The 13659-nt window shown below is 38.2% G+C and carries 14 protein-coding genes; 4 read left to right on the forward strand and 10 right to left on the reverse strand.

Going from position 1 to position 13659, the window contains the following annotated elements:
• Positions 1 to 15: 15 nt before the first annotated feature.
• From WD048_09840 to WD048_09870, 7 genes are all read right to left on the reverse strand, one after another.
• The gene (locus WD048_09840; GenBank protein MEX0812504.1) at positions 16 to 228 is read right to left on the reverse strand and encodes a twin-arginine translocase TatA/TatE family subunit; all 213 of its coding nucleotides are present in this window, start codon (positions 226 to 228) and stop codon (positions 16 to 18) included.
• A 32-nt stretch (positions 229 to 260) separates the two neighbouring features.
• A complete protein-coding gene (locus tag WD048_09845) occupies positions 261 to 1487 on the reverse strand; it encodes a peptidoglycan DD-metalloendopeptidase family protein (protein ID MEX0812505.1) in 1227 nt (408 codons plus the stop codon).
• Positions 1474 to 2232, reverse strand: coding sequence for a DUF4292 domain-containing protein (locus WD048_09850; protein ID MEX0812506.1), 759 nt, complete (start codon positions 2230 to 2232; stop codon positions 1474 to 1476). The genes WD048_09845 and WD048_09850 overlap by 14 nt, the downstream gene beginning before the upstream one ends.
• Positions 2225 to 3973 carry a tetratricopeptide repeat protein gene (locus WD048_09855; GenBank protein MEX0812507.1) on the reverse strand — a complete coding sequence of 583 codons (1749 nt, stop codon included), beginning with the start codon at positions 3971 to 3973 and terminating at the stop codon, positions 2225 to 2227. Before WD048_09855 ends, WD048_09850 begins: the two co-directional genes overlap by 8 nt.
• Positions 3970 to 4968: a sugar phosphate nucleotidyltransferase gene (locus WD048_09860; protein ID MEX0812508.1), complete on the reverse strand. Its 999-nt coding sequence runs from the start codon at positions 4966 to 4968 to the stop codon at positions 3970 to 3972. The genes WD048_09855 and WD048_09860 overlap by 4 nt, the downstream gene beginning before the upstream one ends.
• Positions 4969 to 4992: 24 nt before the next feature.
• Entirely contained in the window at positions 4993 to 5427 is a 435-nt protein-coding gene (gene dut, locus WD048_09865) for a dUTP diphosphatase (protein MEX0812509.1), read from the reverse strand.
• 223 nt (positions 5428 to 5650) lie between these two features.
• Entirely contained in the window at positions 5651 to 7126 is a 1476-nt protein-coding gene (locus WD048_09870; GenBank protein MEX0812510.1) for a polysaccharide biosynthesis C-terminal domain-containing protein, read from the reverse strand.
• A 367-nt stretch (positions 7127 to 7493) separates the two neighbouring features.
• On the opposite strand from WD048_09870, the gene WD048_09875 reads away from it, so the two are divergent.
• A complete protein-coding gene (locus WD048_09875; GenBank protein ID MEX0812511.1) occupies positions 7494 to 7970 on the forward strand; it encodes a hypothetical protein in 477 nt (158 codons plus the stop codon).
• Here the strand turns inward: WD048_09875 and WD048_09880 are convergent.
• Positions 7945 to 8556 carry a LysE family transporter gene (locus tag WD048_09880; protein MEX0812512.1) on the reverse strand — a complete coding sequence of 204 codons (612 nt, stop codon included), beginning with the start codon at positions 8554 to 8556 and terminating at the stop codon, positions 7945 to 7947. The two genes, WD048_09875 and WD048_09880, sit on opposite strands and share 26 nt — an antisense overlap.
• A gap of 106 nt (positions 8557 to 8662) precedes the next feature.
• Between WD048_09880 and rraA the strand changes: the two genes are divergently transcribed.
• Entirely contained in the window at positions 8663 to 9142 is a 480-nt protein-coding gene (gene rraA, locus WD048_09885; GenBank protein ID MEX0812513.1) for a ribonuclease E activity regulator RraA, read from the forward strand.
• Positions 9108 to 9743: a ribonuclease HII gene (locus WD048_09890; GenBank protein MEX0812514.1), complete on the forward strand. Its 636-nt coding sequence runs from the start codon at positions 9108 to 9110 to the stop codon at positions 9741 to 9743. The genes rraA and WD048_09890 overlap by 35 nt, the downstream gene beginning before the upstream one ends.
• 16 nt (positions 9744 to 9759) lie before the next feature.
• Here WD048_09890 and WD048_09895 read toward each other — a convergent pair whose 3' ends face one another.
• Positions 9760 to 9951, reverse strand: coding sequence for a type II toxin-antitoxin system VapB family antitoxin (locus tag WD048_09895; GenBank protein ID MEX0812515.1), 192 nt, complete (start codon positions 9949 to 9951; stop codon positions 9760 to 9762).
• 69 nt (positions 9952 to 10020) lie between these two features.
• Positions 10021 to 11379 (reverse strand): AAA family ATPase, encoded by a 1359-nt coding sequence (locus WD048_09900; protein MEX0812516.1) that lies wholly within the window; start codon positions 11377 to 11379, stop codon positions 10021 to 10023.
• A 484-nt stretch (positions 11380 to 11863) separates the two neighbouring features.
• Between WD048_09900 and WD048_09905 the strand changes: the two genes are divergently transcribed.
• Positions 11864 to 13618 (forward strand): solute carrier family 26 protein, encoded by a 1755-nt coding sequence (locus WD048_09905; protein MEX0812517.1) that lies wholly within the window; start codon positions 11864 to 11866, stop codon positions 13616 to 13618.
• Positions 13619 to 13659: the final 41 nt, after the last annotated feature.

A 13659-nucleotide genomic window follows, 5' to 3' on the forward strand; every position in this document is an offset into this window, starting at 1 on the left:
GTTTAAATCAGTGGGTTAATTGACTTTTTCTTCTTTGGATTGTTTTTCTTTCTTGGAATCCTCTTCTTTTATTCCATCCTCAATCTCAGTTCTTATATTAGCTTTGGCAGCATTGAATTCGCGTATGCCTTTGCCAATACCTTTCATCAATTCAGGGATTTTTCTACCGCCAAAAAGCAGTAAAATCGCGAAAATAATAATAATCCATTCCCAACCTCCTGGAAGCATAATCTTAAGTTTTAGAATTTACAAAGTTACCATTATTGATTGTATATCCATAAGGCAGGATTTAATTTTTTCGTTCCTTTCCATACTTCCAAGTGCACTTCGGTTTTGTTTTCTTCCTCATCGGTGTAAACTGCGCCTATGGTTTGTTTGGCTTTAACAGCATCGCCTGTTTTCAAGAGCACATCTTTCAGGTTTGAATACACGGTAAAATATTCTCCATGCCTGATTATTATTGCTCTTTGAAATCCGGGATTATAGACCACGCTCACAACTTCTCCATCAAATACAGCTCTTACTTCAGCATTTTGGTTTGTTTTGATATCAATGCCATTGTTAAATGTTTCGACTTTCAGAATGGGATGTACATGCTTTCCGAAACGACTGGAAATAATGCCTTTTTGAACGGGCCAGGGCAGTTTGCCCATATTAGAAGCGAAATCTGCTGAAAGTTTTGCAGATTCCGGTGTATCTCTCAATGCATCGCTACCTTCTTTCTTTTCTTTTTTTGCGGCTTCAGCTTTTTGCCGTGCAATTTCTATTTCCCTTTGAATGATTTCTTCAATTTTTTTATTGAGCTTTTCAGCTGAGCTTTGCTTTTTCTTCAGGTCTTTTTTTAGCTGTCTTTCTTGCGAAAGCAAATCGTTTACGAGTTTGTCCTTTTCACTTTTTTCATTGTCTAGCTTTTCTTTTTGTCGCTTTTGATCATTAAGCAAACGCTGTTTTTCATTTTTTTTCTTTTCCAGATCTGAGAGTTTCCCTGAAAGTGTTTTTTTAGTGTTTTCTATAAGCTGTGCCTGGGTTTTTCTGAATTCTCCATAGCGTTGCAGGTATTTCATTCGGTTGAATGCATCATTGAAATTTTTGGAAGAAAATATAAAAATCAGCTCGTTTATCTCTGAACGGTTTTTGTAGGCGTATATCAGCAGTTGTGCATAGCTTTCCTTGAGTTCTTCCAGGTCTTGCTCAAGAGAGGTGATAACGGTTTCTGTTTCTTTAATTGTAGCATTGAGCGAAGCCAGCTCTTTAGAGATATTGATGATTATTTCCTGTCGCAGCTCTATTTGTTTTTCTAATGTTGTGAGCTGACTGAGGGATTTTTTTTTGCTGACACTTGTTTCCTGTAGCAGTTGTTTGGTAAGGTCGATTTCCTTGAGCAATTGTTTTCTTTCTTTTTCAAGTGCAGAGCGCTGCTGCCCGTATATTGGCAGGCAAAAAAGCAATATTGCAATAGCTAAAAAGAAAAACTTATTTTTTTTCATATTTACTGCCTACAAAGAAAGGGAAATCCACGGGTTCATTCCATTTTATGCGTGAAAATTTTATTTCTGTTTCCAATGGTTTGTCACCGCTGAAAAAAATGTTTCGCTCCGAAGAAAAGTCTATGGAATCACTGGTTACATAATCATCAAAAATAAATCTTGCATATCTTTTTACGAGATTATCCTCTAAAAAAACTTCGCTGAGGCGAAAGTGCTTAGGTTCAATTTGAATTTCCACTGAGAAATCATCTTGCTGAAAAATAAGCATGTGCTGTTTGTTGCGGACTTTACTTTTGGCTTTATCCTGTATTTCAAAACTGAACTTGCCAAGAAGTATATCCTGAACTTGCTTTAGTGAAAGTCGATATGGCAAGTATTCTTCAATAAATTCATAATCGCGTTCGTAATAGACTTTGTCCATTCGGTCGAGCAGGAATACGGAATCTTTTCTAATCAATACTCTTCCTACTTCAATGCCCATTAGTGAGGTGAAATTTGCCCAGATTATACTGTCTTTGATCATGCGCAAATTGGCAGTGAAACTTTGTGATTTTTCTTTGGTTTTGTAGCGGATCTTAAGGCGGGCACTGAAGCTTTGATAATCGTAATCATTTTGCTGTAATGCTTCTTGAAGCGCTTTCGGACTTAGCTTTTCAATTTTTATTTCTTTGCTAATATCTTTACTGCTGCGGCAGGAGAAAATAAATAGCAGCACTACAACAAGAAAGAATACACCCCTATTCATAAAGCTTTTTGTCGGCAATTTTCTTATTGATCAGGTCTGATTCAGAGCCATTCATTGCAGCTTTCTTCCAATATTGAAGTGCTTCTTCTTCTTTACCGAGTTTATACAGAATATCTCCATAGTGTTCCAGTATTACAGCATTGTCCTCCCCGCCATTATCAAGGGCTTTTTTAATCCATTTTTCTGCTTCATTGAATTCTTTCATTTTGTATAGAATCCAACCGTAAGTATCTTGAAATGAAACAGTATTGGGCTCCAGTTCATTCGATTTTTTAGACAGCTCTTTTGCGCGCTCCAGATTTTCTCCTCTTAATGAGAGATAATAGCTGTAGTTGTTCATGACATAGGAATTCTCCGGATCAAGCTCCAGGGCTGCTTCAAAAGCTTCATCAGATTTTGGATATTTCTCAAGGCTATTGTAGGCATCGCCTAAAGTAGCCAGCATTTGTGATTTTAATGCCTTGTTGTTGACTACAAGGTCTTTTCCGGCTTCTAAAATATCAACAGCTTCCTGATGTTTTTTTTGCTGATTCAGCGCCATTCCATTGAAGAAATATATGATGGCCTGATTGGGAAATAATTCCAGGGCATTATCAGTGCGTTCGAGCAATTCATTATAATCTTGCTGATCTGATAAGATAAAGAATAATTGTTGCCATACTTCAAATACGCTGTTGTCGTTTTCTAAAGCTCTTGTATATTTTTCACGTGCTTTGTCTAATTTATTATCCTGGTAATAAAAATCACCATAAAGGGCAAATACTTTGGCGCTTTGAGGGTGTACTTCAGCAGCTATTTCTACAAGCTCCATTGCTTCTTTTCGTTCCAGTGTATCGGTTTCGGGGTTGGTGAGATAAGGAAATAGCACCCTGATTTTTGTGTCTTCACCAACTTCTTCATTTCGGAAAGCTTTTTTTAGGTATTCCATATAGGCTTCCCGGTCTCCCTCTTTACGTTTGATTTCTGCAAGATTAAAAAGAGCAAAGGGGTTGTCAGAGTCTAATTCCATGATTTTTTTATAGACCTCTACTTCTTTTTCGGGCATTTTGTTGGTTCTGTAAAGATCCGCAAGTGCATGATAGTATTCGGGATTTTCAGGATCCATGTCAATTAAGCGATTGATTTCCACAATCGCACTTTCTAAATCATCCATTTTGATATAAAGCCGCTGTTTTTGTAAGGCAATATTTTCATTAAAACCTATTATATCTTCTAATGCTTCATAGGTTTTTAATGCTGCTTTATAATCTTCTGATTTGATTTGTTGAAAAGCCAATTCAAAATAATAGTCTATCTCTTTGGGGTAATGCTCCAGTAGTTTGGAGTAGGTTTCCGCTGCAGCTTTATTATTGCCCATTTGGGCATTGATTTCGCCCTGTAATATCAGATACCATTTGTTTTTGCTTTCATCTGTTTTTACAGCTTCATTGATATACTTGAGTGCTTCTTCATACTGTTTTGATTTGTAAAATAGCAAGGCCAATTCATAGAAAGCTGCTGAATTACCGGGATCCATTCGAACTACTTTCTCGAATTTATTTACAGCTTCTTGGAAATCTTCAAGTATTTTGGCTTTAGTAGCATCTAGGTACATACTTTGTACAGCAACCTTATCAGATTTTGACAATTGCTGTTCTTTTTTGTTTTTTTTCTTCTTTTTATCCTTTCGGCCACCAAATGCAATTAGTGGAATCAGAATAAGAAAGAAAATCCAGATTGTATATTTTGATTGATTTATCATTTGCTTTGGCTGAAGTCTCCAAGACTCAGATCGTCATATGTGCCTTCAATTTTGGCATTGTTTCCAATCATTGAGTCTTTAAAGATTTTTTTTTCAATTATTGAGTGCTTTTGAATAATGCTGTTTTTTACAATGCTGTTTTTCACAATACTATAGGCACCTATGGAAACATGCGGACCTACAACGGAATTTTTAAGTTGCACATTTTCTCCTATAAAACATGGTGGTATAATCACGGAGTTTTCACTTTTAACACTTGAAGCTACCAAATCGTTTTTGTCGAGTTCTAAAATCCGTTGATTGGTGTGTACCGTTGCATCTTTATTTCCACAGTCAAGCCATTCATTGACTTTTCCGGGCACAAATGCAGCTCCTTTTTCCTTCATATTCTCCAAAGCATTGGTCAGTTGAAACTCACCTTTGTCCTTGATATTGTTATCTATAAGATATTTTAACTCTTCTTTAAGCCAATTTCCATCTTTAAAATAGTAGATACCAATAATGGCCAGGTCTGTTATAAAAGTTTCCGGTTTTTCTACAAAATCGGTGATGTGGTTGTTTTCATCAAGTTTTACGATACCAAAAGCAGAAGGATCATCAATTTGCTTGACATAAATAACCCCATCTTTTTCTTTGTCTAATTTGAAATCTGCACGAAAGAGTGTGTCGGCAAAAGCTACAATAATATTGCCTTCCAGCGATTTATCAGCGCAAAGAATAGCATGGGCTGTACCCAATGCTTCTTCCTGGTAATAAACCTTTCCTTCTGCACCGAGATTTGCAGCTATTTCTTTTAAGTCTCTTTTCACCTGTTCGCCAAAATCACCAATGATGAATGCAATTTCATCAATGGGTTCTTCGCTCATTTCAGCAATATCTTCAACCAATCTTTGAACAATGGGTTTTCCACCAACAGGAACAAGTGGTTTGGGGATAGTTAATGTATGTGGTCTCAATCTACTGCCGATTCCGGCCATGGGCACGATTATCTTCATTTGCTTATTTTTTATTTGCTTATTTTATTTATTACCTGTGGAGCCAAAACCTCCGGCACCTCTTTCAGAGGTTTCTAATACCTCTACTGCTTCCCATTTGTACTGGTTCACGGGTTTTATCACCATTTGAGCAATACGTTCTCCATCATTGATTGTGAAGCTTTCATTGGATAAATTGACCAGAATAATCCCCACTTCACCACGATAATCAGCATCAATGGTACCTGGACTGTTCAATACAGTGATGCCCTTTTTAAAAGCCAGCCCACTTCTGGGGCGAATTTGTGCTTCATGGTTCTCAGGCAATTCTAAAAAAAGCCCGGTTTTGATCAGCTTTCTTTCTAATGGGGCCAGTTCAACAGGGGCATCTAAAAAAGCGCGAATATCCATTCCTGCCGAGCCCGAGGTTTTGTATTCAGGCAGTGCGTGATGTGATTGATTTACTATTTTTATTTTCATCTGTTTAAAATTTTTCTTCAAGCTCCAAAAATGCAGAAAAATTTCTGCACAAATGCCTGCCCGACTAAAGTCATGCAGGCGGGGAACCGCTTCGCTCCTGCCTACCGGCAAGGCAGGCTCACATGATTTTTTTAATCATACTCATGTGTAAGTTTTTGATTAAAAAAATTCATGTTCGTTTCATGCGCTCAAAGTTATAATTTTTAGTCGAGTAGATTTATTGCTAACCTTTTATCTTTCTTTCCAATATCCAAATCAGCAATATAAAAGGCAGCAACAAAATGGTATTGATCAGTAATCTGGTAGTGGTCTCCATTTGAAATAGCAAATCCAGGTTGGCACTGAGCAAATACAATGCAAGCGCTGTAAGAATGTATAAAGTGATCTTCTCCCAATTGTATTTTACCGGGTAATATTTATGACCGGCAAGGGCTGTCATAATCACCATTGATACATATGCTATTAGTGTAGCCCAGGCTGATCCCATATAATAGAATTCAGGAATCAACAGAAAGTTAAACAGTACAGTGATGAAAGCAGTTGCCAGCGCAATTAGTGCCCCGGTTTTGGTTTGGCCGGTGAGCTTGTACCAAATAGAAATATTGATTTGAATTCCGAGGAACAAATTGGCCATTAACAACACGGGCACTGCTTTGAGCCCGGAACGATAAGCTTCGCCAATAAAATACTGGACTATATCTATATAGAAAAGCACCCCAAGAAAAACCAGGCACCCAAACAGTACAAAGAAATCCAGTACTTTGACATACAGTTTTTTTGCATCTTTGGAACTGGCCTGATTGAAGAAAAATGGTTCGGCAGCATAGCGAAATGCCTGGATAAAAAGAGTCATTAAAATGGCAATTTTATAATTGGCTCCATAGATACCAATCATTGCCATTCTTTCCTTTAGCTCAAAAGGCAATAGCTGTTTGAGCATTATCCGGTCGGCCATTTCGTTAACAATACCTGCAAATCCTACTACCATAAGTGGTAGTGCATATTTTACCATGGGTTTCCACTGCCTTGGGCTCCAGCCAATTTTTAGCCCTTTGAAAAGCGGAAGCAGGAAAATCAGCGTAACAATACTTGCGAGCAAATTAGAAATGAAAATATAGGCCACACCAATTTCAGGATTGTAGAGAAAGTGCAAAGACTCCAATATTTCATTTTTAATAAGCCAGGGCAGCAACACCAGGAAAAAGAGATTGGCACCAATATTAATGCTGATGTTTAAAATCTTGATGCCTGCAAAGCGGGCAGCTTTATTTTCTAAGCGTAAGCGTGCAAAAGGTAGTGCTGACAGTGCATCTAATGTAAGTATCCATGCAAAATACTGAATGTACTCCGGGTTATTGGGATATTCCAGAAAAGTGGCTATTTGGGGAGAAAATACAAGTGCTAAAAACAAAAAAACAGATGTAGTACCAAGCAGCGACCACAGTCCTGTAGCATAATAGCTTTCTTTTTCATCTCCTTTTTTCCCTGAGGCAAAATTGAAATAAGCCGTCTCCATGCCATAGGTCAGTAATACAACAAAAAAACCTACATAGGCGTAGAATTCTGTTACAACACCGTATGCCTCGGGTAGGAATATATTGGTATATAGCGGGACAAGTAGGTAATTCAGAAAACGACCTATTACACTACTCAGTCCATACAGTACTGTTTGTCCGGCTAGCTTTTTCAGGGGATTCAAAAAGCAATAGTTTGCAGCGAATTTAGTTAAATAATCTCAAGGCAGTGATGCCGGACAGTTTACATTTCCTATTTTTGAACAAAATACAAGTAGTAATGCGCAAAATTACTGTGCTTCTATTTTTATTGATGGGTTTTTCAAGGTTCCTAATACTCAGTCATATTTCTATTTTGGAGCCGAAAAAAAATGCCCCTATTGGAATAAGTGTCGGCTCATATTTATCACATTGGTTTTTGAAAATAGATCATTCCAAACTGTATGCTGCAATCAATGAGGTCAATAATACCGGTACTTAATAATATAAAAAAATAATAACTATTTTGGCATTCACCTTTCACTCATATTTAAAAATAAAGATTAACAAATCATGAAAAATTACAAGCTATTATTTCTCATTTTTACAATTCCTTTTTTTGCATGCAATACCGATTCCAGGACCGAAACAGAAAAAAAACTGATTGGCGACTGGGAGAGCTTGAGTATAAAAGTAGAGATCAATTCGGAAGGAGGAGAATCAAGAGTACTGGAAGTTCCCCGTTCTCAATGGGAAGAAAAGCTAAAAATCCAACCCATACAAACCACTTACAATGCAGACAGCACCTATAGTTCTGTATATAAAAGCCTGGAGGGCAAAGTGATCACTACTAATAAAGGCACCTGGCTAATTAAAAATGATGCATTGATAATGCGTGAAACAGAACCCCGCAAAGAAAATTTTAGATACAGTGTCGAGTTTTCAGGCGACAGCGCATTGTTCAAAGGCGAAATTGACTGGGATTTGGATGGCAAAAAAGACGACTTTTACGAAGGCTGGCAGATCAAAGTTGAGTCAGAAAGTAAATAATTCTTATTACGAATGCTATAAGTATTACACCAAACAAGCGAAAAATAATTTTAAGTGTTTTAGGCTTTAGCCATTTTCTCAGATATCCTGCAAAATAGGCTCTTAAAATATCTAAAATAAATACAGTGCTAAGCATTGCAACTACAAAACTGCCTGCATTGTCAGGATATTTATTAGAAGCATAAGCGATAATGCCCAGCCAAACAGCAAATACAAATGGGTTCACAAAATTCACCAGAAAGCCATAAGAAAAACCACTAAACAAATCTTTTACATTTTTTTTGGCTTTTCCACTCATATCTGCCGGAGGAAATAAAATGAAACGCATAGCTAAAAAAGTAAGAATACCAACAGCCAGAACACCAAGTGTAAATTCAGATATTTCTTCTTCAAAGTATTGATAAAGCCCAAAAAAACAAATGGCAGAAGCAAGAATATCACTTACTATAATTCCTGTAGCTACAGAAATGCCACCCCAAAACCCGTGCTGGAGGGAGGCATTGACCAATGTGAAAAAAACCGGGCCGGTGAATAAAATTGTGCCCAGACCAAATAAAGCACCTTCAATGATGGGATGATCAATCAAGATTAGAGGTTTTAAAGGGTGAAATACAGCAATTTTTGGCATTTAAACAATTCATACTTTTGTCTGAATTGATTTGTTTCAGTAATTTTTGCAAAAAATAAAACCAATGCAATTTAAAACAGCAGATTTAAGCGATGAGCACAGGGAAATCCTACAAGTAGCCCAGCCTATTTTTCTTTCATTCGGTGCAAAGCCGAAATTTTGCGGTGAAATCGTTACCGTAAAATTATTTGAGGACAATGTATTGGCCAAAGAACAATTGGGCAAAGACGGCACCGGAAAAGTGCTGGTTGTTGATGGAGGGGGGTCAGAGCGTGTGGCTCTGATGGGCGACAATGTGGCTGCCCTGGCGATTAAAAATGGCTGGGAAGGAGTCGTGATTTTTGGCTGTATTCGCGATGCTGCCGATATTGACGAAATGGGAATCGGGATTCGCGCCATTGGCACCCATCCTTTTAAAAGCCACAAAAAAGGCGAAGGCGATGTGCAAATTACCGTACAATTTGCCGGTTGCACCTTTCAGCCCGGGCACTTTCTTTATGCAGATGAAGATGGCCTCATTATTTCCCCAAAAAAGCTGCTCTAAAATTTTACGAGCCTACCTAAATAAAGGAAGAATAGAAGCCGGCTGCGATGAGGCTGGCAGAGGCTGTTTAGCAGGGCCGGTATTCGCTGCTGCCGTCATTTTACGAGAAGATTTTTCTGATGAATTGCTCAATGATTCCAAGCAAATGAGTTTGAAAAACCGTTTGCTTCTACGCAAAAAAATAATGGAAGAAGCACTGTCATACTCCATTGTGGCTGTGGATCAAAAGGAAATTGATGCAATCAATATTTTACGCGCATCGATTATGGGTATGCAGAGGGCGGTTAGGCAATTGAGCACTCGCCCCGATTTTCTACTCATCGATGGCAATCGCTTTTATCCTTTTGAGGATTATAAATACGAATGCATCATAAAAGGGGATGGGAAATTTATGTCCATTGCTGCAGCATCGATTTTGGCCAAGACCGAGCGGGATATTTATATGGAAAAAATTCATGAGGATTTTCCGCATTACGATTGGAAAAATAACAAAGGCTACCCGACCAAGGCGCACCGTGCTGCCATTTTAAAACACGGTTCTTGCGAGCATCACCGACAGAGTTTTCGCTTACTACCTGTAAAGCAGGGGAAGTTGTTTTAGAGCTCAAAACTACACATCAGTCTCTACGCATTTCATCCAGGTTTCCTTCCCATTTGACCTTGCCGGAAAGTGCTGTAAGCTCTTGTTGTTTTATATTTGTCAAATAAGCTTTTAATGCTCTATGAACTGCTTCCTTTTTGGTTTTGATTTGTGCCAATTTCATCACTTTTTCCAAAAGCGCATCATCTATTTCTATATTGGTTTTCATGGGGTAAGTTTTTTATCTACACAAAAAAATGATTTTTTTAGTTCTGTGATTGATAATGCTATTAATCGTCTAAACCTTATACTCCTCTACAAAGTGCGCAATATAATCAGGGATTTTGGTTCCCAAATAGTAAGGAAGGTTCATAAGCAAAAAGGTGTTTCCCGCATTGGTTTGGTGTTTTTCAACTGAAAATTCCCCGGCATATATTCTCACAGCATAAGGGTGCTTACTGCGGTCTATAAATTGGTGCAATGATTTTAGTTTTCCAATACTCCCCGATTTTATTTCAATGGGAATCAATTTATCCTTGTAAACAACTACCAGATCAACTTCTGAAGAAGCCTGGCTTTTTTCCCTCACCCAAAAATTGGGTTTTGAGCTGCTGATGGTGTTCAATGACATTAATTCCTGCGTAATCAGTTGAGGAATTATTGCTCCTTTATAGGAATTGCTCAAATCCTTTAGGGCCAGTAACTCAGCTTGGATTCCCAGGGTATAATTTAAAAGCCCTGTATCTAGAAACTGAAGCCTTGGAGATTTTCTAAGATCGGGTTTTACAGGGGGCTCTATCTCAGTTGTAGGGTAAATCAGTTGAATGATTTTAGCAGCATCCAAATTGCGCATGGCTTCACCAACCTCTCTCGATTTATAATTTGAATTTCCGAAATTCTGGAACTTAATGCGCTGATCTACATACAAATGTGCTGAGCCCATAACATGCTTTATGACCTTTCGATCAGCCTCATGACTTGTATATTTTTCAACATCATTTTTATAACTCTCCCATATACTTTCATACACTTTTGGCAAATCGCTCAGGCTTTTGCTTTCAGTATAAGTTTTAACGATTTCGGGCATACCGCCAATAATGGCATATTCATTAAACAGCTCAATCAGTGTATTGTGTGCAAAATCGGAAAGGGGGATTTTCTCAATTTGTTCCAATGCAGCATGGTGTTCGATGGCCTTTAGGTACTCGATAAAATTCAAGGGATATAAATAAAGGTATTCCACCCTGCCCACAGGAAAGCTTTTTATGTGACGCATGGCAAACTCCAACAAAGATCCGGCAGCTATTACATGCAATTCGGGCAATTCTTCATAGAAATAGCGCAGTAACTGAATGGCTTTTGGTGATTCCTGAATTTCATCTATAAACAATAAGGTATTTTTTGTTGCACTACTAGGGATATTATGGTTTAGCAATAAAGCATTTATAATTTTTAGCACATTATCATATGTTTCAAAATAATTTAGATGCTCTGCTTTCTCTAGATTTAAAAAAATAGCATTGGAGTAGTTTTTGGCAAATTGTTTTACCAAAGTAGTCTTTCCCACCTGTCTGGCACCTCTTAAAATAAGGGGTTTTCTATTACTTGAATTCTTCCAATCCTCAAGATTATTGATTATCAGTCTATTAAAAGCCATTTATCTTATATTTCTGCACAAAATAAGGGTAAATTTTGAATTTTTATGTAACAAAACAAAGGTAAATTTCCCATTTTCATGTAACAGAATAAGGGTAAAATTCCCGATTCCTTGTAACAAAACAAGGGTAAACATAAATCCTTGTTCTCTACTTTCCACTTTTTTACTTACGATTTCCGCCTATTTGACTTAGAACTTAGACGAGTGTTCAATTTCAGAAACTGTCAGACGGTTAGTGTATTTATAGGGCCTACGTCAATTAACAAGCCTCAAACCTTTGTATAAACTTAGGACTATTAAGTTACAAACCGTCAGACAGTTTACCCTATTGTTTGGTAGTAAATACAAGGCGTTTTATAGGAGTTTGACTTAAAACTTACAACTTCAAGACTCATCGACTTACAAACCTCCCATTGTTACAAATGTTACGCTGGCGATTGCGTAAATTAGAGAGCTTTGCCCTTGAACCCGGAATATCAAGACTGTGAAAAAAATAATCAATTACCTCAAAAGCTTAATGCCAATTCTTCATTGGTTGCCCAATTACAAAAAAGAATATTTACAAGGCGATTTATCTGCTGGGCTTACCGTGGGCGTAATGCTCATTCCACAAGGAATGGCATATGCCATGTTGGCGGGTTTGGATCCCATTCACGGGCTTTATGCCGTTACCGTTCCCTTGGTGCTTTATGCTATTTTCGGAACATCGCGTCAGTTGGCCGTAGGTCCCGTGGCGATGGTCTCTTTGCTTACCGCTGCGGGTATTGGCACACTGAACCCAAGCTCAACTGAAGAATACTTACTGCTGGCTTTAACCTTGGCCTTTATCGTAGGGCTTATACAATTTGGCATGGGCATTTTCCGCCTGGGATTTATAGTCAATTTTCTATCGCACCCTGTCATCAATGGTTTCACTTCGGCAGCGGCCATCATTATCGGCCTGAGTCAAGTAAAGCATTTGTTAAAGATCGATTTGCCTAGAACGGAACATGTTCAGGATATAGCCCTTGCGCTTTTCCAAAATATCGGGGATATCCACTGGATTACTTTTGGCATTGGCCTCGCAGGAATATTGATAATAAAATACGGTAAAAAAATCCACAGCGCTTTTCCCGCGCCATTGGTTGCGGTGGTATTGGGAATTGTTGTGGTTTCTGTTTTTAACTTAACCGAATATGGCGTGGTAGTATTGGGCGAAGTGCCATCGGGACTGCCCACTTTTTCCGCTCCCTCATTTGATCTGGAGAGCTGGAAAGAATTGCTGCCCATTGCATTGACCATCTCATTGGTGGGTTTTGCGGAAAGTTATGCGGTGGCAAAGTCCATTCATGCAAAACACAAAGATTATAAACTGGATGCCAACCAGGAATTGATCGGTCTGGGAATGGCCAATTTTGGTGCCGCATTTTTCAAGGGCTATCCCGTAACCGGAGGGTTTTCCAGAACTGCCGTAAACGATCAGGCTGGTGCAAAAACAGCTTTGGCATCCATAGTCAGCGTAATTCTAATTGTACTGACCTTATTATTTTTCACTAGCTTATTTTTCTATCTGCCCAATGCAATTTTAGCAGCAGTAGTATTGGTAGCTGTTTCTGGATTGGTGGATTTTGAAACGCCAAAAGCTTTGTGGGAAAAAGATAAAAGTGATTTTTTAATGCTTTTGGCCACTTTTGTGATAACACTCACACTGGGCATTGAAACCGGAATAATTTCAGGTATGGTCTTGTCCCTTGCGGCTGTGATTTATCGCGCTTCAAGGCCACATATAGCGCAGTTGGCCAAAGTTCCAGGTACAGATTATTATAGAAATATCACTCGGTTTGACAATTTGGAACAGCGCAATGACCTTTTATTATTGCGCATTGATGGGCCTATTTATTTTGCCAATATTCAATTTATAAAATCAAAAATTGACATATGGACAGAACAAAAAGGCAAGGATCTAAATACCATTGTGCTGAACTTTGAAAGTGTTACAGCCCTGGACAGCACAGGAGCTCATGAATTGGAAGAATGGATATTAAGCTGGAGAAAAAGCGGCATTGATGTTTTGCTAAGTGGAGTCAGGGGACCCATTCGCGATGTGCTTGAAAAATGGGGCATTATGAAAAACATTGGTGGAGATCAATTTTTTGTGGATGACTCTTCGGCCATAAAATTCGCAGATAAAAATATAGGGGAAGGTGAAATCAAAAACCTGAGACCTTTTGCCATTCAATCTAATGTGAAAAAAGATTAGCCGGGGCTTGTGTGACTTTTATTACACACTTCCCTTTTTAG

The sequence above is a fragment of the Chitinophagales bacterium genome (genome assembly GCA_040877935.1).
Lineage (GTDB): Bacteria > Bacteroidota > Bacteroidia > Chitinophagales > CAIOSU01 > JBBDNB01.

Bases quoted from the DNA above. Each gene is read 5' to 3' on its own strand.
- WD048_09890 (MEX0812514.1), top strand. From the start codon at position 9,108: ATGGCCTCATTATTTCCCCAAAAAAGCTGCTCTAAAATTTTACGAGCC.
- rraA (MEX0812513.1), top strand. From the start codon at position 8,663: ATGCAATTTAAAACAGCAGATTTAAGCGATGAGCACAGGGAAATCCTA.
- WD048_09895 (MEX0812515.1), bottom strand. From the start codon at position 9,951: ATGAAAACCAATATAGAAATAGATGATGCGCTTTTGGAAAAAGTGATG.
- WD048_09840 (MEX0812504.1), bottom strand. From the start codon at position 228: ATGCTTCCAGGAGGTTGGGAATGGATTATTATTATTTTCGCGATTTTA.
- WD048_09855 (MEX0812507.1), bottom strand. From the start codon at position 3,973: ATGATAAATCAATCAAAATATACAATCTGGATTTTCTTTCTTATTCTG.
- dut (MEX0812509.1), bottom strand. From the start codon at position 5,427: ATGAAAATAAAAATAGTAAATCAATCACATCACGCACTGCCTGAATAC.
- WD048_09850 (MEX0812506.1), bottom strand. From the start codon at position 2,232: ATGAATAGGGGTGTATTCTTTCTTGTTGTAGTGCTGCTATTTATTTTC.
- WD048_09845 (MEX0812505.1), bottom strand. From the start codon at position 1,487: ATGAAAAAAAATAAGTTTTTCTTTTTAGCTATTGCAATATTGCTTTTT.
- WD048_09860 (MEX0812508.1), bottom strand. From the start codon at position 4,968: ATGAAGATAATCGTGCCCATGGCCGGAATCGGCAGTAGATTGAGACCA.
- WD048_09875 (MEX0812511.1), top strand. From the start codon at position 7,494: ATGAAAAATTACAAGCTATTATTTCTCATTTTTACAATTCCTTTTTTT.
- WD048_09900 (MEX0812516.1), bottom strand. From the start codon at position 11,379: ATGGCTTTTAATAGACTGATAATCAATAATCTTGAGGATTGGAAGAAT.